Annotated in this window: 17 protein-coding genes; 6 read left to right on the forward strand and 11 right to left on the reverse strand. The window is 70.2% G+C overall.

The genetic code is table 11. The annotated features are described in order from the left end of the window. Nucleotides 1–84: 84 nt before the first annotated feature. A complete protein-coding gene (locus FZN60_RS24430; protein WP_158876136.1) occupies nucleotides 85–1,146 on the reverse strand; it encodes an AI-2E family transporter in 1,062 nt (353 codons plus the stop codon). A 102-nt stretch (nucleotides 1,147–1,248) separates the two neighbouring features. Next, nucleotides 1,249–1,929 (reverse strand): YggS family pyridoxal phosphate-dependent enzyme, encoded by a 681-nt coding sequence (locus FZN60_RS24435; protein ID WP_158876138.1) that lies wholly within the window; start codon nucleotides 1,927–1,929, stop codon nucleotides 1,249–1,251. Nucleotides 1,930–2,327: 398 nt separating this feature from the next. Between FZN60_RS24435 and leuS the strand changes: the two genes are divergently transcribed. The 3 genes from leuS to holA are packed head-to-tail and all read left to right on the forward strand — an operon-like array spanning nucleotide 2,328 to nucleotide 6,539. Continuing rightward, nucleotides 2,328–4,940: a leucine--tRNA ligase gene (gene leuS / locus FZN60_RS24440; protein ID WP_158876140.1), complete on the forward strand. Its 2,613-nt coding sequence runs from the start codon at nucleotides 2,328–2,330 to the stop codon at nucleotides 4,938–4,940. Then, nucleotides 4,927–5,478, forward strand: coding sequence for an LPS assembly lipoprotein LptE (locus FZN60_RS24445; RefSeq protein ID WP_158876142.1), 552 nt, complete (start codon nucleotides 4,927–4,929; stop codon nucleotides 5,476–5,478). The genes leuS and FZN60_RS24445 overlap by 14 nt, the downstream gene beginning before the upstream one ends. A gap of 11 nt (nucleotides 5,479–5,489) precedes the next feature. Further along, complete coding sequence (gene holA / locus FZN60_RS24450; protein ID WP_158876144.1) at nucleotides 5,490–6,539, forward strand: DNA polymerase III subunit delta; 1,050 nt, start codon at nucleotides 5,490–5,492, stop codon at nucleotides 6,537–6,539. A 13-nt stretch (nucleotides 6,540–6,552) separates the two neighbouring features. Here the strand turns inward: holA and FZN60_RS24455 are convergent, their stop codons facing one another. Continuing rightward, nucleotides 6,553–7,764: a GGDEF domain-containing protein gene (locus FZN60_RS24455; RefSeq protein WP_158876146.1), complete on the reverse strand. Its 1,212-nt coding sequence runs from the start codon at nucleotides 7,762–7,764 to the stop codon at nucleotides 6,553–6,555. Between the two features lie 235 nt (nucleotides 7,765–7,999). Here FZN60_RS24455 and FZN60_RS24460 point away from each other — a divergent pair, with 235 nt between their 5' ends. Further along, a complete protein-coding gene (locus FZN60_RS24460) occupies nucleotides 8,000–8,665 on the forward strand; it encodes an OmpW/AlkL family protein (RefSeq protein WP_158876148.1) in 666 nt (221 codons plus the stop codon). A gap of 22 nt (nucleotides 8,666–8,687) precedes the next feature. On the opposite strand, the gene FZN60_RS24465 is transcribed toward FZN60_RS24460, so the two are convergent. The 4 genes from FZN60_RS24465 to mnmG all read right to left on the reverse strand — a co-directional run bounded on the left by FZN60_RS24465 (nucleotide 8,688) and on the right by mnmG (nucleotide 13,306). Next, entirely contained in the window at nucleotides 8,688–9,719 is a 1,032-nt protein-coding gene (locus tag FZN60_RS24465; protein ID WP_158876150.1) for a ParB/RepB/Spo0J family partition protein, read from the reverse strand. A gap of 41 nt (nucleotides 9,720–9,760) precedes the next feature. Next, complete coding sequence (locus FZN60_RS24470) at nucleotides 9,761–10,576, reverse strand: ParA family protein (protein ID WP_422570111.1); 816 nt, start codon at nucleotides 10,574–10,576, stop codon at nucleotides 9,761–9,763. 122 nt (nucleotides 10,577–10,698) lie between these two features. Then, nucleotides 10,699–11,430, reverse strand: a complete 732-nt coding sequence (gene rsmG / locus FZN60_RS24475; RefSeq protein ID WP_158876152.1) for a 16S rRNA (guanine(527)-N(7))-methyltransferase RsmG — start codon at nucleotides 11,428–11,430, stop codon at nucleotides 10,699–10,701. After that, entirely contained in the window at nucleotides 11,420–13,306 is a 1,887-nt protein-coding gene (gene mnmG / locus FZN60_RS24480) for a tRNA uridine-5-carboxymethylaminomethyl(34) synthesis enzyme MnmG (RefSeq protein WP_158876154.1), read from the reverse strand. Before mnmG ends, rsmG begins: the two co-directional genes overlap by 11 nt. 121 nt (nucleotides 13,307–13,427) lie before the next feature. Here mnmG and FZN60_RS24485 point away from each other — a divergent pair, with 121 nt between their 5' ends. Further along, nucleotides 13,428–14,039: a Uma2 family endonuclease gene (locus FZN60_RS24485; RefSeq protein ID WP_158876156.1), complete on the forward strand. Its 612-nt coding sequence runs from the start codon at nucleotides 13,428–13,430 to the stop codon at nucleotides 14,037–14,039. 4 nt (nucleotides 14,040–14,043) lie between these two features. On the opposite strand, the gene FZN60_RS24490 is transcribed toward FZN60_RS24485, so the two are convergent. The 4 genes from FZN60_RS24490 to rho all read right to left on the reverse strand — a co-directional run bounded on the left by FZN60_RS24490 (nucleotide 14,044) and on the right by rho (nucleotide 17,934). Beyond that, nucleotides 14,044–14,574, reverse strand: coding sequence for a GNAT family N-acetyltransferase (locus FZN60_RS24490; protein ID WP_158876158.1), 531 nt, complete (start codon nucleotides 14,572–14,574; stop codon nucleotides 14,044–14,046). Between the two features lie 5 nt (nucleotides 14,575–14,579). Continuing rightward, nucleotides 14,580–15,917 (reverse strand): tRNA uridine-5-carboxymethylaminomethyl(34) synthesis GTPase MnmE, encoded by a 1,338-nt coding sequence (gene mnmE, locus FZN60_RS24495; RefSeq protein ID WP_158876160.1) that lies wholly within the window; start codon nucleotides 15,915–15,917, stop codon nucleotides 14,580–14,582. Between the two features lie 240 nt (nucleotides 15,918–16,157). Next, nucleotides 16,158–16,655 (reverse strand): YbaK/EbsC family protein, encoded by a 498-nt coding sequence (locus FZN60_RS24500; protein ID WP_158876162.1) that lies wholly within the window; start codon nucleotides 16,653–16,655, stop codon nucleotides 16,158–16,160. Nucleotides 16,656–16,665: 10 nt separating this feature from the next. Continuing rightward, nucleotides 16,666–17,934, reverse strand: coding sequence for a transcription termination factor Rho (gene rho, locus FZN60_RS24505; RefSeq protein ID WP_158876164.1), 1,269 nt, complete (start codon nucleotides 17,932–17,934; stop codon nucleotides 16,666–16,668). A 428-nt stretch (nucleotides 17,935–18,362) separates the two neighbouring features. Between rho and secB the strand changes: the two genes are divergently transcribed. Further along, nucleotides 18,363–18,875 (forward strand): protein-export chaperone SecB, encoded by a 513-nt coding sequence (gene secB, locus FZN60_RS24510; protein WP_158876166.1) that lies wholly within the window; start codon nucleotides 18,363–18,365, stop codon nucleotides 18,873–18,875. Nucleotides 18,876–18,907: the final 32 nt, after the last annotated feature.

The following is an 18,907-nucleotide window of genomic DNA, read 5'->3' on the forward strand; positions in this document are numbered from 1 at the left end:
CGCCTTCCGCTCCCGGTTCTATCTAGGGGAAGCCCGGCGCCCGCGTCCACAGCGGTGCGCCTCCGCCCTTGGTCGGGTTTGGGTTCAGCGCGCGCCCGCCTCCTCGCTTGCCATGCCGCCGAGGGCGTCTTCGACGTAGAACTCGCGCACCAGGACGATGAGAACGGCGAGGAAGGGCACGGCCATGACGAAGCCGAGGAGACCGAAGAGCAGGCCGAACAGGATCTGGAAGCCGAGGGTGAGGGCGGGCGGCAGGGCCGTCATGTAGCGCTGGGCGATGGGCGTCGTGATGTTGCTCTCGACGCCCTGGATGAGGACGTAGATGCCGAGCGCCCAGAGCGCCATGGTCATGCCCTCGCCCAGGGCCGCCAGCACGATCACGACGCCGGCGACGAAGGCGCCGAGCGTCGGGATGAAGGCGAGGATGCCCGCCTGCAGCGCCAGGAGGAAGGCGTTCGGCATGCCGATCAGCCAGAGGCCGGCCCAGGACACGACGAAGACGGTGAGCATCGAGATGCCGCTGCCGGCGACCCACATCACGAGGGCGTGGGCGCTCTTCTTCAGCACCTCGCGCACCCGCTCGCGCTTGTCCTTCGGAAACAGGCTGACGAGGCCGTCGCGGTAGAGGCTCGGCTGCCAGGCGACGAAGACGGCGAGGAAGAAGATCACGAAGAGGTTGCCGAGCGCGCCGAGCGCCCCGAACACCGCCTGCCCGGCCGAGGTGAAGAGCCCTTGCGGGTTGGGCAGGAGGCTGGCGAGCTGGCCGGGCTCGATCGGACCGCCGTCGCCGACCAGCGGCAGGCCCTGGTTCTCGATGTTGGAGATCAGCTGCCCGGCCTGGCTCTCGACGCCGCGCAGGAGGTCGCGGAACTGCCCGACCAGCGTCACGCCGCCATAGGCGATGGACAAGCCGAGCAGCGCCAGGAACAGGAGGACGACGACGACGAGGCCGAGCTTCACCGGCACGCCGAGCCGGTGAAGCGCATTGGCGAGGCCGCGGAAGATCGCGGCGAAGAGGAGCCCCGCGAAGACGATCAGGAACACCGAGCCGGCATAGACCAGAAGCGCGATGCCGCAGAGGATGGCGGCCGCCACGCCCGTCACCAGCGCCGTCTGCCGGGCGAGCCGGGCGTTCTCGTGCGTCATGCTGTTGTCTCGCCTCGCGTCGGGCCGCCCTCCGGGGCAGCGTCAATCCGCGATATAGGGCGCGATCGCAGCGGCAAGGCCGGCGCGAGAGCGCCGGCGCCGTCAAGGAGCGGAGGAGGCCCGCGCGCCGAAGATCGCCGAGCCGACGCGCATGCTCGTCGCCCCGAGCGACACGGCGATGTCGTAGTCGCCGGACATGCCCATGGAGAGCTTGGAGAGGCCGGCCTCGCGCGCTAGCCTGGCGAGGAGGGCGAAGTGCGGCCCCGGATTCTCGTCGGCCGGCGGGATGCACATCAGGCCCTCGATCGCCAAGCCGTGCATATCCCGGCAGCGCGCCACGAAGGCGATCGTCTCGTTTGGCGCGATGCCGGCCTTCTGCGGCTCCTCGCCGGTGTTGACCTGGACGAAGAGGCGGGGACGGCGGTTCTGCTTCTCCATCTCCTTGGCGAGGGCCGCCGCGATCTTCTCGCGGTCCACCGTCTCGATCACGTCGAAGAGCGCCACCGCCTCGCCGGCCTTGTTGGACTGGAGCGGGCCGATGAGATGCAGCTCGATGTCGGGGAAGCGCTCGCGAAGCGCCGGCCACTTGGCCTTGGCCTCCTGCACCTTGTTCTCGCCGAAGATCCGCTGACCGGCTTCGAGGACCGGCAGGATGGCCTCCTCGCCATAGGTCTTCGACACCGCGACCAGCGCCGCCGAGCCGGCGGCACGCTCCGCCTCGGCCTCGGCGCGCACGATCGCGGCGCGAACGGCTTCGAGGCGGTCGACCACGGTATCGGGCATGGCGGAACTCCAGCTTTCGTTGAGATGTCGATGCGTCGTATCAGCTTATCGGAGCCGCCGCGGGAGGGCGAACTCCGGCGGCCCACGCCTTAGACGATCGGCAGGGCCCGGAGGAAGACCTGCCGGCCTTTCCGGGTCCTTCTCACCTCGAGCGTGACGCCGATCGGGAACAACCCCCTCGCATCACCTCCGTCATCGCGGGCGAGGCCGTCGCCTCGGCCGGGGTGGCGCGTCCGTCCCGGTGCGCCGCTCGCCCATCGCCCCGCCTTCGCCTGCAAGGCTCACCAGGGTCGCTGCCTGGCCCTACGCGGCTTGCGCGGGCGTGATGCTCGGTTGACCCTCGGCCCCTTCCCGTGTTGAAGCCGGGCGGAATCATCCGATCCGGAACGCGTCCGCCCATGGCCACCGAACGATACAATCCCAAAGCCGCCGAGCCGCGCTGGCAGGCCGTGTGGGACGAGAACAAGCTCTTCGAGACGCGGAACGACGCGCCGGGCGAAAAGTACTACGTGCTTGAGATGTTCCCCTACCCGTCGGGGCGCATCCATATGGGCCACGTGCGCAACTACGCGATGGGCGACGTCGTCGCGCGCTTCAAGCGCGCCCGCGGCCACAACGTCCTGCATCCCATGGGCTGGGACGCCTTCGGCATGCCGGCCGAGAACGCCGCCATGCAGAACAAGGTCCATCCGCGCGAATGGACCTACGCCAACATCGCGACCATGCGCGCGCAGCTCAAATCCATGGGCCTGTCGCTCGACTGGAGCCGGGAGTTCGCGACCTGCGACGTCGACTACTACCACCGCCAGCAGATGCTCTTCCTGGACCTCCTGGAGAAGGGCCTTGCCTATCGCCGCAAGTCCAAGGTCAACTGGGACCCGGTCGACAACACTGTGCTCGCCAACGAGCAGGTGATCGACGGGCGCGGCTGGCGCTCGGGCGCGCCCGTCGAGCAGCGCGAGCTGACGCAGTGGTTCTTCACGATCACCGAATTCGCCGAGGACTTGCTTTCAGCGCTCGACCACCTGCCGGAATGGCCGGAAAAGGTGCGCCTGATGCAGCGCAACTGGATCGGCCGCTCGGAAGGCCTGCTGGTGCGCTGGCGGCTCGACGCTGCAAATAAGCCGGCTGATATCGACGAGGTCGAGGTCTTCACGACCCGGCCGGACACGCTGTTCGGCGCCTCCTTCGTCGCCGTGGCGCCCGACCATCCGCTGTCGAAAGCCGCGGCCGCGGGCAATCCGAAGCTCGCCGCCTTCGTCGAGGAGGCGCGGCGCGGCGGCACCTCGGCGGCCGAGATCGAGACGGCCGAGAAGAAGGGCTTCGACACGGGGCTGAGAGCCGTCCACCCGCTCGATCCGAACTGGACCGTGCCGGTCTACGTCGCGAACTTCGTCCTCATGGACTACGGCACCGGCGCGATCTTCGGCTGCCCGGCGCACGACCAGCGCGACCTCGACTTCGCCCGGAAATACGCCCTGCCGGTCGTGCCCGTCGTGCTGCCCGAGGGCGCGGACGCGGCCACCTTCGACGTCGGCACCGAGGCCTTCACGGGCGAGGGGACCCTGTTCCATTCGCGCTTCCTCGACGGCCTCACCCCGGATGAGGGCTTCGACGCCGTCGCGAAGCGCCTGGAGGACACGGATCTCTCCGGTCGTCCTCAGGCCAAGCGCCAGGTGAACTTCCGCCTGCGCGACTGGGGCGTATCGCGCCAGCGCTATTGGGGCTGCCCGATCCCGGTGCTCCACTGCGAGGCCTGCGGCGTCGTGCCGGAGGCGCGCGAGAACCTGCCGGTCCGCCTGCCCGACGACATCGACTTCGAGAAGCCCGGCAACCCGCTCGACCGCCATCCGACCTGGCGCCAGGCCACCTGCCCGCAATGCGGGGGGCCGGCCCTGCGCGAAACGGACACGATGGATACCTTCGTCGACTCGTCCTGGTACTTCGCGCGCTTCACGAGCCCGCACGCCGCCGGGCCGACCGATCCGCAGATCGCCAATGCCTGGCTGCCGGTGAACCAGTACATCGGCGGCATCGAGCACGCGATCCTGCACCTCCTCTACTCGCGCTTCTTCACCCGCGCGATGCGGGCGACGGGCCACCTCGACCTCGACGAGCCGTTCAAGGGCCTGTTCACGCAGGGCATGGTGGTCCACGAGACCTATCGCGACGGTTCGGAATGGGTCGTGCCGGCCGACGTCTCGATCACGGAGGCCGACGGCGCGCGGACGGCGACCCGCCTGTCCACGGGCGGCCAGATCGCCATCGGCTCGATCGAGAAGATGTCGAAGTCGAAGAAGAACGTCGTCGATCCCGACGACATCATCGCGAGCTACGGCGCCGACACGGCGCGCTGGTTCATGCTCTCCGACTCGCCGCCCGACCGCGACGTGATCTGGACCGAGGCCGGCGTCGAGGGCGCCCATCGCTTCGTCCAGCGCCTCTGGCGCGTCGTCTCGGAGGCCGCGCCGCACCTCGCGGGCGCCGCCGAGGCACCGTCCGACGATCCCGCGGCGACCGCGCTTCGCAAGGCGGCGCACCGCGCGGCGGCCGGCGTCACCGACGACATCGAGCGCCTCGCCTTCAACAAGGCCGTCGCGCGGCTCTATGAGCTGGTCAACGCGCTCGCCGGTCCCTTCGCGAGCCTCGACACCGCCGCGCCTGAAGCGCGCGCCGCCGCGCGCGAGGCCGCGACGATCCTCGTGCGCCTCGTCGCGCCGATGATGCCGCATCTCGCCGAGGAATGCTGGCAGGCGCTGGGCGAGACGGGCCTTTGCGCCGCAGCGCCCTGGCCGGTGGCCGAACCCGCGCTCCTGCGTGACGACGAGGTCACTCTGCCGGTCCAGATCAACGGCAAGAAGCGCGGCGACTTGACCGTTCCCGCGGGCGCCGACAAAGCTGCGATCGAAGCCGAGGCGCTCGCCCTCGACTTCGTCCAGGCCGCGCTCGGCGGCCAAGCGCCCAAGCGCGTCGTCGTGGTACCCGGAAGGATCATCAATGTCGTCGTTTGACCGTTCGCTCCGGCGCGCTTCCGCGGTGCTGGCCCTTGCCGGGCTGGCGCTGGCCGGCTGCACCTCCGGCCCGCTCTACGGCACGAACGGCTTGTCGCCGGACTCCACGCTCGCCGCGGCCGATACCCGCGGCAGGATCCGCGGCCTCGTCGCGATCCCGACGCCGGTCGACCGCACGACGCAGCTCGTGCGCAACGCCCTTCTCACCCGCCTCAACGGCGGCGACGCCGTGTCCGGCGCGCCCTACGAGCTGCGCCTGGTCGCCACCGGAACGCAGCGCTCGGCGGTGATCGAGCCGATCTCCGGCCTGCCCACCGCCGCGATCTACACGATGACGGTGAGCTACCAGATCGTTCGCCTTTCCGACAACCGGGTCATCGACGCGGGCACGCGCTCCTCGCAGGCGCCCTACGACCAGTCGGCCCAGCTCTTCGCCGCCGATCGCGCCGCCACCAACGCCCGCGCGGAAGCCGCCCAGGACGTCGCTAGGAAGGTCGAGCTCGCCGTCGCCGCGGCGCTGCGGCGCGTCGTCGGCTGACCGACTGAGGCGTGGCTGAGCGCAAGGCGGGGGAGGTCGACGCCTTCCTGTCCCGCCCGGACACGAGCTTCCCGATCCTCCTGATCTACGGGCCCGATACGGGGCTCGTGGCGGAGCGCGCGAAGAAGGCGGCGGCCCTGTCAGGCGTCGACCTGTCCGATCCCTTCGCCAGCGTCCTCCTGGAAGCGGCCGAGGTCGAGCGCGAGCCCGGCCGCCTCTTCGACGAGGCGCGCACCGTCTCGCTCTTCGGCGGCCGCCGCCTCGTGCGCGTCAAGGGTGCCACCGGCTCCGCCAAGGCGCTGGCCGAAGCCGTCGCGGCGCTCGCCGCCGAGCCCCCGCGCGACGCGACGATCGTCATCGAGGCGGGCGACCTCAAGAAGAGCGCGCCGCTGCGCACCGCCGCCGAGAAGGGCCGCGGCGCCATGGCGCTGCCCTGCTACGCCGACGAGGGCCGCTCGCTCGACGGCTTGATCGCCGAGGCGATGAGGTCCGCCGGCCTCGTTCTCGAACCGCAGGCGCGCGACGAGCTGAAGTCGCGCCTGGGCGCCGACCGGCTCGCCTCGCGCGGCGAGATCGCCAAGCTCGCCCTCTACGCCCACGGCCAGCCGACGGTGAGCGCCGAGGACGTCGCGGCGATCGTCGGCGACGTGTCCGCCGACACGCTGGACGAGGCGATCGACGCGGCGGCCTCCGGCGAGGTCAAGAAGCTCCCCCACCTCATCGAGCGCCTGACCTCGGCGGGAACGCCGGTGTTCCAGCTCCAGCAGGGCCTCCTGCGGCACTTCCAGCAGCTCCAGGCCATGCGCGCCGAGATGGAGCGCTCGAACGACGCGAGCCCCGCCCGCGTGATCGAGAAGCGCCGCCCGCACTTCCGTCGCAAGGCGGCCTTCGAGGCCGCGCTCTCCGCCTGGACGACGGAGAGCCTGGCCGAGGCCCTGTCGCGCATCGAAGCCGACATCCTCCTGTCGCGGCGCGAGTCGGCCCTTGCCCTGACGCTCGCCCACCGCCTCCTCCTCACCATCGCCGTCGACGCCGCCAAGGCGCGCAACCGGCGGCGGTAAGGCCGGGCTGCGGTCAGGAGGCCAGCGGGCTCAAGGCGCCGGGCGGCCGGCGCGGGCTCGCGGCGGCGCCGTCGTCCGCGACGCTCGGTGCGAGATCGAGGCCGCAGACCCGGTTCCGTCCGCCGGCCTTGGCGCGGTAGAGGGCCGCGTCCGCCCGCGCCGTCGCGGGTCCGATGTCGGCTTCCGTTTCGTCCACCACGGCCACGCCGATGCTGACCGTCACGGGCAGGAGCGTTCCGCCCACCGCCACCGGCGCCGCGGCGGCGGCGAAGCGAAGCCGCTCCGCGATCGCCAGCGCCTCGGCGGCGCTGGTCGCCGGCAGCACGGCCAGGAACTCCTCGCCGCCCCAGCGCGCCCCGAGATCGGTCTTGCGCAGGACGCCGGACATCAGGACCGCGAACTGGGCCAGCACTTCGTCGCCCGCCGCGTGGCCCAGCCGGTCGTTGACGGCCTTGAAGTGATCGATGTCGGCGAGGAGAACGGCCGAACCCGCGATCGAAACATGCGACAGCCGGCTCGAAAGGCCGCGGCGATTGAAGAGCCTGGTGAGGGGGTCGCGCTGGGACAGCCGGGCGAGCCGAAGGTTCGACCGCTCGCCGGCCATCGCCAGGTAGGCGAAGTGGATCAGGATGCCGGCGATCTGGTCGATCGTCAGCGAGATCTTGGCCGACTCGACCGACATCATCGGCTGGTCGGTCGCCGCGAGGATGACGACGGACAGGACGAACAGCATGAAGTACACGGAAAAGGACCCGATCGCGAAGTATTGCGACCAGAGGCGATCGCGCGACTGCGCCCTCAAACACTCGAACAATGCGAGCCCCGTCGGCAAGGAGCAGGCGAGGAAGACGAGCGCCAGACACAACCGCGGCCACAGACCGGAGCCCATGCCGCAGCCGTAGACGAGCCCGGGCAGCACGGCGAGAACCAGAACCGAGGGCGCGTGCACCGGCAGTTCGTGGAAGCGCCGCAACCCGCTCCAGGACAAAGCGAGGCTCGCTCCGAAGAGACCGTAAACCACCATTCCAAAAACGGGCGGGAGAATGTCGTCCATCGGGCGGCTGAACATGATCAGCGAGCCGAGGATGGAGAAGATCAGGGCGAGCAGCCAGTGGAGGATGTAGACGTCGTCGCGCTGCCGGAGCGCCAGGAGCGCGAAGACGAGGACGTAGCTGATCCGGGAGGACAGCGTCGCGAACTGCAGCGTGTCGAGATCGAAGGTCACGTCCGCCCGCCCGCCGGTTCACGGCCGGAGGCCAGCCCCTCGTCCAGCTGACATGATGTCCGGTAAGTCATCGCAATGCAGCCGTCTCGGACGATCCCAATCAAGCCTCATACAACACAGGGACTGTAAAGGACGGGTATAGGCCGAGCGACGATCCGACATATACAAAGTTATACTTACAAATCGATCGCCCTGTCTTCGCCGTCCATGTTCCCGTTTTTTCGGACTTTTCGACATGAGCTCATCCCGGCGCCTCGGCGCGATCCTCCTCCGCGTGGTCACGGTGGTCGCCGGCGGCCTCGCGCCAACGCTTGTCCATGCGCAAGAGCCCGCCACCGGCTTCTCGGCCGGCGACGTTCTCGTCCGGGCCCGGATCGCGGGCCTTGTTCCGGTCAACCAGCGCTCGAGCATCGATCTCATCGGCGGCCGCGTCGAGAGCCCCGACATGATCCTGCCGGATGCCGACGTCACGTGGTTCATGACCGATAACCTGGCCTTGTCGGGCCAGGGCGGGGTGTCGCGCAGCCGGCCCGAGATCAAGGACTCGCTGGTCGGGGACTTTCCCATCGGCTCGATCTGGTCGGCGGCGGGAACGCTGTCCCTGCAATATCATTTCCGACCCGAAACGGACTTCAAGCCCTATCTCGGCGTGGGCGCGGCGCTCGCCGTGCCCTTCAAGATCGAGCCGGCGGGCGGTCTCGTCCAGGACTTCGAGGTGGACACGATCGGCGGCATGCTGTTTCAGGCGGGCGTCGACGCCCACGTGACCGGCAACTGGTACGCCAATGCCGAGGCCAAGATGATGCTGATGCCGACCTACGAGCTGACGACCGACGGCGTGACCGCCGCCGTCAAGCAGGACACGCTGATCCTGGCGACCGGCATCGGCTACCGCTTCTGAGCGGCGCCGCGCCGACGGCGCCTCACACGGATCGGATGCGCGGCCCGTCGGCGTCCGGCGTCCGGCGGCGGGCCTCCTCGATGAGGGCGAGGAGCGCGTCGAGCTCCTCGCGGGACGCGAAGTCGATCCGCAGGCCGCCGGACTGGTTCTTCTTCAGCTTGATGTCGACGGCGAGGCCGAGCGCGTCGGAGAAGCGGCGCACGAGGCGCTCCTGCTCCTCGGTGCGGCTCGGCGCGGCGCGCTTCGGGTTCGAAGGTGCGGCGGGCGCGTCCGGTTCGCCCGCCGAGCGGATCCCCCCGGCGCGGGCGAGCTCCTCGGCCTGGCGCACCGACAGGCCCGCTTCGGCGACGTGGCGGGCGAAGGCGAGAGGATCGTCCTGCGTGACCGCGGCGCGGGCATGGCCGGCCGAGATCATCCCGGCGATCACCATCTCGCGCACCGCTTCCGGCAGCTTCAGGAGGCGCAGCGTGTTGGCGACGTGGGAGCGGCTCTTCCCCAGGATGTCGCCGAGGTCGCCCTGCGTGTAGCCGTGCTCGTCGATCAGCATCTGGAAGCCCAGCGCTTCCTCGACCGCGTTGAGGTCGGCGCGCTGGACGTTCTCGATGATGGCGATCTCGAGTGCCTGCCGGTCGTCGATCTCGCGCAGCACCACGGGCACGGCGGCGAGCCCGGCGATCCGGGCCGCGCGCCAGCGCCGCTCGCCCGCGACGATCTCGAAGCTGCCCGCCTCGCCCGGGCGGCTGCGCACGAGCAGCGGCTGGACGAGGCCGTGGGTCTTCAAGGAGGCGGCGAGCTCGGCGAGCTCCGCCTCGTCGAAGTGCCGGCGCGGATTGTTCGGGTTCGGATGGATGCGGTCGAGCGGAACCGTGCGGTCGGGCGCGGGCGCGACAGCCGGCTCGCCGTCCTTGGTGGCGAGGCCGATCTTCGGCACGGGAAAGGCGCGCGAGGAGCCGAAGCCGCCGGGGGAGGGGATGCCGCTGGCCGTTCCGGCGGCGCCGCCGATGAGGGAAGCGAGGCCGCGCCCCAGTCTCTGCCTGGATTTCTCGTCGCTCATGTCATGTCCTTCGGAAGTCTCGTTGCCCGGGGGCGCAGGGATCAGGCGGCGGCGAGGGCCTGCTCGCGCTGAATCACCTCGGAGGCCAGCTTGATGTAGGCCTGACTGCCCGGGCATTTCATGTCGTAGAGGATCGCCGGCTTGCCGAAGCTCGGCGCTTCGGAGATGCGCACGTTTCTCGGGATCACCGTCTCGTAGACGTGGTCGCCCATGAAGGCGCGCACGTCGTTGACGACCTGGGTCGCGAGGTTGTTGCGCCCGTCGAACATGGTCAGAACGATGCCGTGGAGGTCGAGCATCGGGTTGAGGCTGTCGCGCACCTGCTCCACCGTCTGGAGGAGCTGGCTAAGGCCTTCGAGGGCGAAGAACTCGCACTGCAGCGGCACGAGCACCGCGTTGGCCGCCGCCATGGCGTTGACGGTGAGGAGGTTCAGCGAAGGCGGGCAGTCGACCAGCACGAAGTCGAAGCGGGCCTCCTCCACCTGGTGGAAGTGGATCGCGTCGCGCAGGCGATAAGCTCGGCCCGCCGCGCCCGACATCTCGGCCTCGACACCGAGAAGGTCGAGGGTCGAGGGGATCAGCGACAGGTTCGGAACCGCCGTCGCGATGCAGGCCTCGGTGATCGACGCCTGTTCCATCAGGACGTCGTAGGAGGACAGCTCGCGATCGTTGCGCTCCACGCCAAGGCCCGTCGAGGCGTTGCCCTGCGGGTCGAGGTCGATCACCAGCGTCTGGCGCCCCACCGCCGCGAGCGCGGTGGCGAGGTTGATCGCCGTCGTCGTCTTGCCGACGCCGCCCTTCTGGTTGGCGATGGTGATGACCCGCATTCGCTTGCCGCTGCCCGCGTCGTCGCGCATGGATTCTTAGCCTCGTTCGCCGGCCGCCGGGTCCGCCACCCGGCCGGTTCCGCCGTCACATTGCACTGTCGCGCGCGAGGCTTGCGCCGCGCGCGCCGGATTGTCTCGGAAGCGGCTTTTTTCTAGAGCCGCGCGACGTTTCGGATCTCGAGGATCGCAGCGTCCTCGCCGCCCGTCGTTGACGGATGCTTTACCATGTCGAACCGCCATTGGGCAGACGCTTGCGCGATCTCCGCCTCGAAGCTTTCGCCCTTGGGAAAGAAGCAGGCGGCGTTCGGGCTAAGATGAGGCGCGACGAAGCCGAGAAGCACGTCGAGCGAAGCAAGGGCCCGGGCGCTGACCGCCTCGGCGCCGGCGATCACCGCCCCCGCCTCCTCGATGCGGACCGCGTGGACGGCAACGGGCAGGCCGAGCTCGCGCGATGCCTCGCGCAGAAAGGCGGCCTTCTTGTTGTTGCTCTCGACGAGATCGACGCGCGCGCCCTCGCGGGTCCTGTTGCAGATGGCGAGAACGAGGCCCGGCAGGCCGCCGCCCGAGCCGATGTCGGTCCAGCGAAGCGGGCCGGGCGCGACCGCGTGGAGGGCCAGCGAGTCGCCGATGTGGCGCGTCCACAGGTGCGGCAGGCTGGCGGGCGAGACGAGGTTGATCGCCGCCTGCCAGCGCTGAAGAAGGGCCGCGTAGGCGTCGAGCTTCTCGGCCGTTTCACGTGAAACGGAAAAGCGCTGCAGCACGGCCTCGCGCTCCTCGGCCTGGGTCGCGGCGATCAGGCTCTTGGAGGGGCGTGCCACCCGCTTGGTCTGGCGCGGCGCGGTGCGCGTGTCGCGGCCGCGCGCGTTGCCGGCCTCACGCCGCATGGGTGAGGGCTCCCCGGCGGAGCGCCACGAGAACGAGGGCGAGGGCCGCCGGCGTCATGCCGTCGATGCCCTCGGCCTCCGCGATCGAGGCGGGGCGGCGCTGGACGAGCTTCTGGCGCAGCTCGTTGGACAGCCCCTTGAGGCCAGCGAAGTCGAAGTCAGCGGGAATCGTCCTCGCCTCGTCGCGCCGCAGCCGCTCCTGATCGCGCCGCTGGCGGTCGAGATAAACGTCGTAGCCCGCCTCGATCTCGACGCGCTCGGCGAGCTTGGGCGGGATGTCGGCGAGCTGCGGCCAGATGGCCGACAAGCGCTGGAGGTCCGTGCCCGGCTGCGACAACAGCGTCCAGGCCGAGCGGCGGCGGCCGTCGCCGTTGACCTGAAGGCCGGCGCGGCCGGCCTCGGTCGGCGTGAGGCTCAGCGCTTCCAGCGTCTGCCGGGCGGCGGCCAGCGCCGTCTCCGTCTCGGCGAAGACGCGGGCGCGCGTTTCCCCAACGAGGCCGAGTTCGAGCCCGAGCGGCGTCAGCCGCCGGTCGGCATTGTCGGCGCGAAGGCTCAGGCGGAACTCGGCGCGGCTGGTGAACATGCGATAGGGTTCCGACACGCCGGTGCGCGTCAGGTCGTCGACCATGACGCCGAGATAGGCGTCGCTGCGCGAGATCGTCACCGGCTCGGCGCCGCCCGCCCGGCGCGCGGCGTTGAGCCCGGCGAGGAGCCCCTGCGCGCCCGCCTCCTCGTAGCCCGTCGTGCCGTTGATCTGGCCGGCGAGGAACAGGCCGGCGCAGGCGCGGGTCTCCAGCGTCGCGCGCAGCTCGCGCGGGTCGACGTGGTCGTATTCGATGGCGTAGCCGGCTTTCAGGATGGAGACCCGTTCCAGCCCCGGCATGGAGCGCAGGAAGGCTTCCTGGACGGTCTCGGGCAACGAGGTCGAGAGGCCGTTCGGATAGACCGTGTCGTCGTCGAGCCCTTCCGGCTCCAGGAAGACCTGATGGCCGTCGCGCTCGCCGAACTTGACGATCTTGTCCTCGATCGAGGGGCAGTAGCGCGGTCCCACCCCCTCGATGGCGCCGGAGTAGAGCGCGGAGAGATGCAGGCTGTCGCGGATGATCCGGTGCGTTTCGGGCGTGGTGCGGGTGATGCCGCACTCGATCTGCGGATTGGCGATGCGCGTCGTGAGATAGGAGAAGGGCACGGGATCGGCGTCCGCCGCCTGTCGGTCGAGGCTCGCCCAGTCGATCGTGCGCCCGTCGAGGCGGGCGGGGGTGCCGGTCTTCAGCCGCCCGAGCTTGAGGCCGAGCCGGGCGAGGGCGGCGGACAGGCCGGTCGATGGCGCCTCGCCGATGCGGCCGGCCGGAATGCGCCGGTCGCCCATGTGGATGAGCCCGTTGAGAAAGGTGCCGGAGGTGATCACCACCGCGCCGGCCGCGATCCGCCGCCCGTCGGCGAGCTCGACCCCGGCGACCCGCGTGCCGTCCTCCCCCAGGACGAGGTCCGCCGCATCGCCCTCGACGATTTCGAGGTTCGCTTGGCCGCGGATCGCCGCCTGCATGGCCTCGCGGTAGAGCTTGCGATCGGCCTGGGTGCGGGGTCCGCGCACGGCCGGGCCCTTGGAACGGTTGAGCAGGCGGAACTGGATGCCGGCGGCGTCCGCCACCTCGCCCATCAGCCCGCCCATCGCGTCGATCTCGCGCACGAGGTGGCCCTTGCCGATGCCCCCGATCGCCGGATTGCAGCTCATCGCGCCGACGGTGGCGAAGGCATGCGTGAGGAGCGCGGTGCGCGCGCCGGTGCGCGCCGCGGCCGCGGCCGCCTCGCAGCCCGCATGCCCGCCGCCGATCACGACGACGTCGAAGGAAAGATCGAAGGACTGAGATGTCATGGCGAAAGGGTTAAGCCGGAGGGCGGGGACGGTGTCAATCGAAGAGCGGCACCACCTTTTCGCAGCAACAAGCGGTGCGATCCCGTATGATGCGCCGGAAGCGGCGCGAAGCGGGTGGCACGTGAGTTCGGTTCAATCCCCCCGACCCTGGACCCTCGACGAGTTCTTCGCCTGGCAGGAGCGCCAGAGCGAGCGCTACGAGCTGGTGGACGGATTTCCGCGACGGCACCGCATGATGGCCGGCGCCGGCAACCGGCACGACGACATCGTGGTCAACATCATCGGCGACTTGAAGGCCAAGCTGCGCGGGACGCCGTGTCGGCCGTTTACGGCCGATGGCAGCGTCAAGACCGGGTCGGACCGCATCCGGCGCCCGGATGTCGGGGTCGATTGCGGCAAGCGCGAGCCGCGGGGGCACCATGCCGCGATCCCGGTGGTCGTGTTCGAGGTTCTGTCCCCGAGCACCCGCTCGTCCGACCTCCTGGTGAAGGACGCCGAGTACCGGAAGCTGCCGAGCCTTCGTCACATTGTCTATGTCGAGCAGGATGTGGCGGAAGCTCTGCACTGGTGGCGCCGCACCGGCGACGAGGAGTGGGAGCTCACCGCGCTTGCGGGTCTCGAGGCGGTCGTCGATCTCGCGGCCATCGAAGCCGCGCTGACCCTTCGCGACGTTTATGACGGGCTCGACATCGCGGAGCCTTCGTCCAAGCTCCCGCCGCCCGGTCCGCGCTGAACCCTCAGGCGGACGAGGAAACCGGCCCGGGCGCCGGCCGCAGCCGGGCCATGGCGAAGGTGTCGACGAGGACGCCCTGACGCAGGATCGACTGGCGGGCGCGGCCCTCGATCTCGAAGCCGGCGGCCTCGTAGAGGGCGATCGCCGCCGCGTTGTCGGTGTTGACCTCGAGTTCGAGGCGGACGAGGCCGAGCCAGTCGTCGGCGAGCTCGGTCAGCGCCGACAGAAGCGCCCGCCCGATGCCGCGGCGCAGGTGGTCGTCGTGAACGCCCATGCCGATCGCGCCGACATGGGCGCGGCGGCCGGTGTACCGCTGCAGCGAGGCGCTGCCGACGATCCGGTTCTCCGCCTCGGCGACGATCAGCGTCATGTTGGGATTTTCGCCGAGGACGCGCTTGCGCACGGCCTCGGCCGTGTCGAAGGGCAGGCGCAGCGTGCCGAAGCGGTAGCCGGGCAGGTTGGAAAGCGCCGCGAGGCCCTCAGCGTCGCGCGGCTCGGCGGCGCGGATGGAGAAAGCGAAGCGTTCGTCGCCCATGACACTCACTTCCCGATGCAGAAGCGCGAGAAGATGACGCCGAGGAGATCCTCGACGTCGGTGCGGCCGGTCAGGCGACCGAGCCGGTCGGCCGCTTCGCGCAGGATCTCGGCCGCCACCTCCGGTAGCAGATCCGGCGCTCGCGCGAAATCGGCGAGGGCGCGCCGCGTCTCGACGAGGGCGGCGCGGTGGCGCGCCTGAAGCGGCAGCGCGTCCGCCGCACCCGCCGCCGCGTCGGCGCGGGCGGCGAGCGCCGCGAGAAGAGCGTCGAGGCCGGCGCCCGTGCGCACCGAGATCGCCAGGTCGTAAGCTCCCACGGGCGCCGCCGCCGCGAGATCGGCCTTGGAGCGCACGCGCAAGGTCGGACGCGGCTCGCCAGGCCCGCTCTGTTTCACGTGAAGCATGGCCGCAGCCTCCGTCTCGGCGCTGTCTGCGGCGTCCAGCCAGAGCACGAGGTCGGCGCGCTCCATGGTCTCTCGCGCGCGCTTGACACCGATTGCCTCGATGGGATCGGCCGTTTCGCGCAGGCCCGCGGTGTCGAAAAGGCGGACGGGGAGGCCGGCAAGGTCGAGCGTGACCTCCAGGACGTCGCGAGTGGTGCCGGGAACGGGCGTGACGATCGCGACCTCGCGCCGGGCGAGCGCGTTGAGAAGGCTCGACTTGCCGGCATTGGGCGGGCCGGCTATGGCGACACGGAAGCCCTCGCGCAGGATCTCGCCGCGCGCCGCGCCGCTCAGGTGTGCGTCGATCTCGGCGGCAAGCACTGCCACCTCGGCGCGCACGCCCGCGTCGACGCCCTCGCCGACGTCGCCTTCGTCGGAAAAGTCGAAGCTCGCCTCGATCAGGGCGCGAGCGTGGAGAAGGCGTGTCCCCCAATCCTCGAAGAGCCGCCGCGAGCCGCCTTCCGCCTGGAGCAGCGCCGCGCGACGCTGGCGCTCGGTCTCGGCGGCGAGAAGGTCGGACAGGCCTTCCGCTTCCGTCAGGTCGATGCGCCCGTTCACGAAGGCGCGGCGGGTGAACTCGCCGGCCTCGGCGAGGCGCAGGCCCGGCAGGCTCGTGGCGGCTTCGACGAAGCGGGCGACGGTCGCGCGCCCGCCATGGAGGTGGAACTCGGCGAGGTCATCGCCGGTCGCGCTGTTGGGGCCGGGAAAGAACAGGACGAGCCCGCGGTCGAGCATGGCGCCCGCCTCGTCGCGGATGCGCCGGAGGCTCGCCCGGCGCGGCTCGGGCAGGGTGCCGGCCAGCCGCTCGGCCACGCGCCGCGCCGCAGGACCGCTGACCCGCACCACCGCCACCCCCGCGGGCAGGGCCCCCGACGACAACGCGACGATCGTATCCTCCATCACACCACCTTCCGGCCGAGGGTTGGGCTCATCCGCGGGTATGGCAGGGGACGCCGTCCCCTGCACCCCGGCCAGGGGAAATGATTTCCCCTGGACCCCTCTTCATATGGCGTGTCCGATCAGCCGAGGGGGCAGAGCCCCCTCGGCTGATCGGAAATGTGCCCAAATGAAAAGAAGGGTCCGGGAATTCTTTTCCGGGCGGGGCCCGGGGCGGCAGCCCCGCCACACGCGCCCGAGCCCTTACCCGGCAGAGAAGGACACGAGGCGGGCGGCGGTGGCCGAGCGCAGCTGCAGCGGCACGATCTCGAAGACGTGGGTCGGCGATCCGGCGGCGGCCCAGACGGTGGCGAAGGCGAAGAGGGCTTCGTCCATGAGGACCGGCAGGCTCCGCGACGCCCCGAAGGGCGAGACGCCGCCGATGGCGAAGCCCGTGGCCTCGCGCACGAAGGCGGCGTTCGGGCGCTCGATCGGTTCGCCGAGGATGGTGGCCGCCTTCGCCTCGTCGACGCGGTTGGCGCCGGAGACGAGCAGCATGTAGGCCGCGCCGGTGTCCCGCCCGCGGAAAACAAGCGTCTTGACGATCTGCCCGACCCGCGCGCCGACCGCTTGCGCGGCTTCCTCCGCCGAGCGGGCGGACCGGACGGTTTCGCGGATGGCGATCCTGACGCCGCGCGCTTGCGCATCCGCCGCGACGCGCGCGACGTAGAGCGGAAGGGCCGGGGCGGCGGGATCGCTCATGCCACTTGGCTCAGGTGTTCATGGAGTCGAAGAAGTCGGCGTTGGACTTCGTCTGCTTGAGCTTGTCGTTGAGGAACTCGATCGCGTCCGTGGTGCCCATGGGCGACAGGATGCGGCGCAGGACGAAGATCTTCTGGAGATCCTGGCGCGGCACCAGGAGGTCCTCCTTGCGCGTGCCGGACTTGAGGATGTCCATGGCCGGGAAGATGCGCTTGTCGGCGACCTTCCGGTCGAGGACGAGCTCGGAATTGCCCGTGCCCTTGAACTCCTCGAAGATGACCTCGTCCATGCGCGAACCGGTGTCGATGAGCGCGGTCGCGATGATGGTGAGCGAGCCGCCTTCCTCGATGTTGCGCGCGGCGCCGAAGAAGCGCTTCGGGCGCTGGAGGGCGTTGGCGTCGACGCCGCCGGTCAGCACCTTGCCGGAGGAGGGAACGACCGTGTTGTAGGCGCGGCCGAGGCGGGTGATCGAATCCAGGAGGATGACGACGTCGCGGCCGTGCTCGACGAGGCGTTTGGCCTTCTCGATCACCATCTCGGCGACCTGGACGTGGCGCGTCGCCGGCTCGTCGAAGGTGGAGGAGACGACCTCGCCCTTCACCGAGCGCTGCATGTCGGTGACTTCCTCGGGGCGCTCGTCGATGAGCAGCACGATGAGGTAGCACTCGGGATGGTTGGCGGTGATCGAGTGGGCGATGTTCTGGAGGAGCACCGTCTTGCCGGTGCGCGGCGGCGCCACGATCAGCGCGCGCTGGCCCTTGCCGAGCGGGGCGACGAGGTCGATGACGCGGGCCGACAGGTCCTTCTTGGAGGTCGGGTCGGCGAGCTCCATCTTGAAGCGCTCATCCGGGTAGAGCGGCGTCAGGTTGTCGAAGTGGCTCTTGTGCTTGATCTTTTCGGGATCGTCGAAGTTGATCGTGTTGACCTTGAGGAGCGCGAAGTAGCGCTCCCCTTCCTTCGGCGAGCGGATCTGGCCCTCGACCGTGTCGCCGGTCTTCAGCTGGAACTTTCTCAGCTGCGAGGGCGAGATGTAGATGTCGTCGGGGCCGGGGAGGTAGTTGGCCTCGGGGCTTCGCAGGAAGCCGAAGCCGTCCTGGAGGACCTCGACGACGCCCTCGCCGACGATGTCGACGTTCTGGGCGGCCAGTTTCTTCAGGATCGCGAACATCAGCTCCTGCTTGCGGAGCACGGAGGCGTTCTCGACCTCGTTCTCCTCGGCAAAGGCGACGAGGTCGGCGGCGCTCTTGTTCTTGAGGTCCTGGAGCTTGATCTCGGACATGGGGACTATGGCTCCGCCCCGGAACGCGGCGCAGGGGCGCGAACGGGGGCATGGTCGTTCAGGGGAGGGTGCGGCGTCGTCGCGGGATGATGCGGGAAAAGCGGTTCGCGAAACGCGGGGCGGCGATGCGGGACCGATCCGGCCGATCGACGCCACCAAAGGCGGGATATCACGGCATATAGCCGCGGGAATCGCGCGGCGCAAGCGGAAGATCGGGTGGCGGGCGGCGCAACGGAACCGCTCGGCCGCCGGCGGGCCGGGCCGGGACCTCGCCTTGCGGGGCCCTAAGGCCGCGTGCTAGCGCTCCCGCGACGTTTCCGACGCCGCCCGGCTCCGGTTCGCGGGCGCCCGGGCGGTTTTCCACGGCGGCGTGCGGTGCCCGTCCGGCATCGCCTCGCCGGCTCCGCAGCGCTTCTTCGGGAGACCCCATGTCCGACACCAACGATCACGCGACCGCCAACGGCAGCACCGCCGAGGCGCCGAGCGCAGCGCCCGCCGTCAGCATCCTGACGCAGTACATCAAGGACCTCTCCTTCGAGAGCCCGAATGCGCCGGCAGTCCTGCGCGGTCCCCCGCGCACCAACCCGAACATCAACATCGGCGTCAACGTCCAAGCCAATCCGGTGACCGGGGGCACGGGCGAGTTCGACGTGCGCCTGACGCTCAACGCCAAGGCGGGCGAGAACAAGGACATGCTGTTCCACGTCGAGCTGGAATATGGCGGCGTCTTCCGCCTCGCCAACGTCCGGCAGGAGCACATGCTGCCCTTCCTGTTCATCGAGTGCCCGCGCCTGCTCTTCCCCTTCGCGCGCCAGATCATCGCCGACGCCACCCGCAACGGCGGCTTCCCGCCGCTGATGATCGACCCGATCGACTTCGCGCAGCTCTTCCAGCAGCGCATGGCCGAGGAGCGGGCCCGCCAGCAGGTGCAGACGGTCTGAGGCAAGGCGCGGCGCAGCGCCGGACGGGGGTC

Source organism: Antarcticirhabdus aurantiaca (assembly GCF_009765365.1).
GTDB lineage: Bacteria > Pseudomonadota > Alphaproteobacteria > Rhizobiales > Rhizobiaceae > Antarcticirhabdus > Antarcticirhabdus aurantiaca.

Coding starts and splice junctions, on each gene's coding strand:
- FZN60_RS24430 (WP_158876136.1), bottom strand. CDS start 1,146: ATGACGCACGAGAACGCCCGGCTCGCCCGGCAGACGGCGCTGGTGACG.
- FZN60_RS24435 (WP_158876138.1), bottom strand. CDS start 1,929: ATGCCCGATACCGTGGTCGACCGCCTCGAAGCCGTTCGCGCCGCGATC.
- leuS (WP_158876140.1), top strand. CDS start 2,328: ATGGCCACCGAACGATACAATCCCAAAGCCGCCGAGCCGCGCTGGCAG.
- FZN60_RS24445 (WP_158876142.1), top strand. CDS start 4,927: ATGTCGTCGTTTGACCGTTCGCTCCGGCGCGCTTCCGCGGTGCTGGCC.
- FZN60_RS24460 (WP_158876148.1), top strand. CDS start 8,000: ATGAGCTCATCCCGGCGCCTCGGCGCGATCCTCCTCCGCGTGGTCACG.
- FZN60_RS24465 (WP_158876150.1), bottom strand. CDS start 9,719: ATGAGCGACGAGAAATCCAGGCAGAGACTGGGGCGCGGCCTCGCTTCC.
- FZN60_RS24470 (WP_422570111.1), bottom strand. CDS start 10,576: ATGCGCGACGACGCGGGCAGCGGCAAGCGAATGCGGGTCATCACCATC.
- rsmG (WP_158876152.1), bottom strand. CDS start 11,430: ATGCGGCGTGAGGCCGGCAACGCGCGCGGCCGCGACACGCGCACCGCG.
- mnmG (WP_158876154.1), bottom strand. CDS start 13,306: ATGACATCTCAGTCCTTCGATCTTTCCTTCGACGTCGTCGTGATCGGC.
- FZN60_RS24490 (WP_158876158.1), bottom strand. CDS start 14,574: ATGGGCGACGAACGCTTCGCTTTCTCCATCCGCGCCGCCGAGCCGCGC.
- mnmE (WP_158876160.1), bottom strand. CDS start 15,917: ATGGAGGATACGATCGTCGCGTTGTCGTCGGGGGCCCTGCCCGCGGGG.
- FZN60_RS24500 (WP_158876162.1), bottom strand. CDS start 16,655: ATGAGCGATCCCGCCGCCCCGGCCCTTCCGCTCTACGTCGCGCGCGTC.
- rho (WP_158876164.1), bottom strand. CDS start 17,934: ATGTCCGAGATCAAGCTCCAGGACCTCAAGAACAAGAGCGCCGCCGAC.
- secB (WP_158876166.1), top strand. CDS start 18,363: ATGTCCGACACCAACGATCACGCGACCGCCAACGGCAGCACCGCCGAG.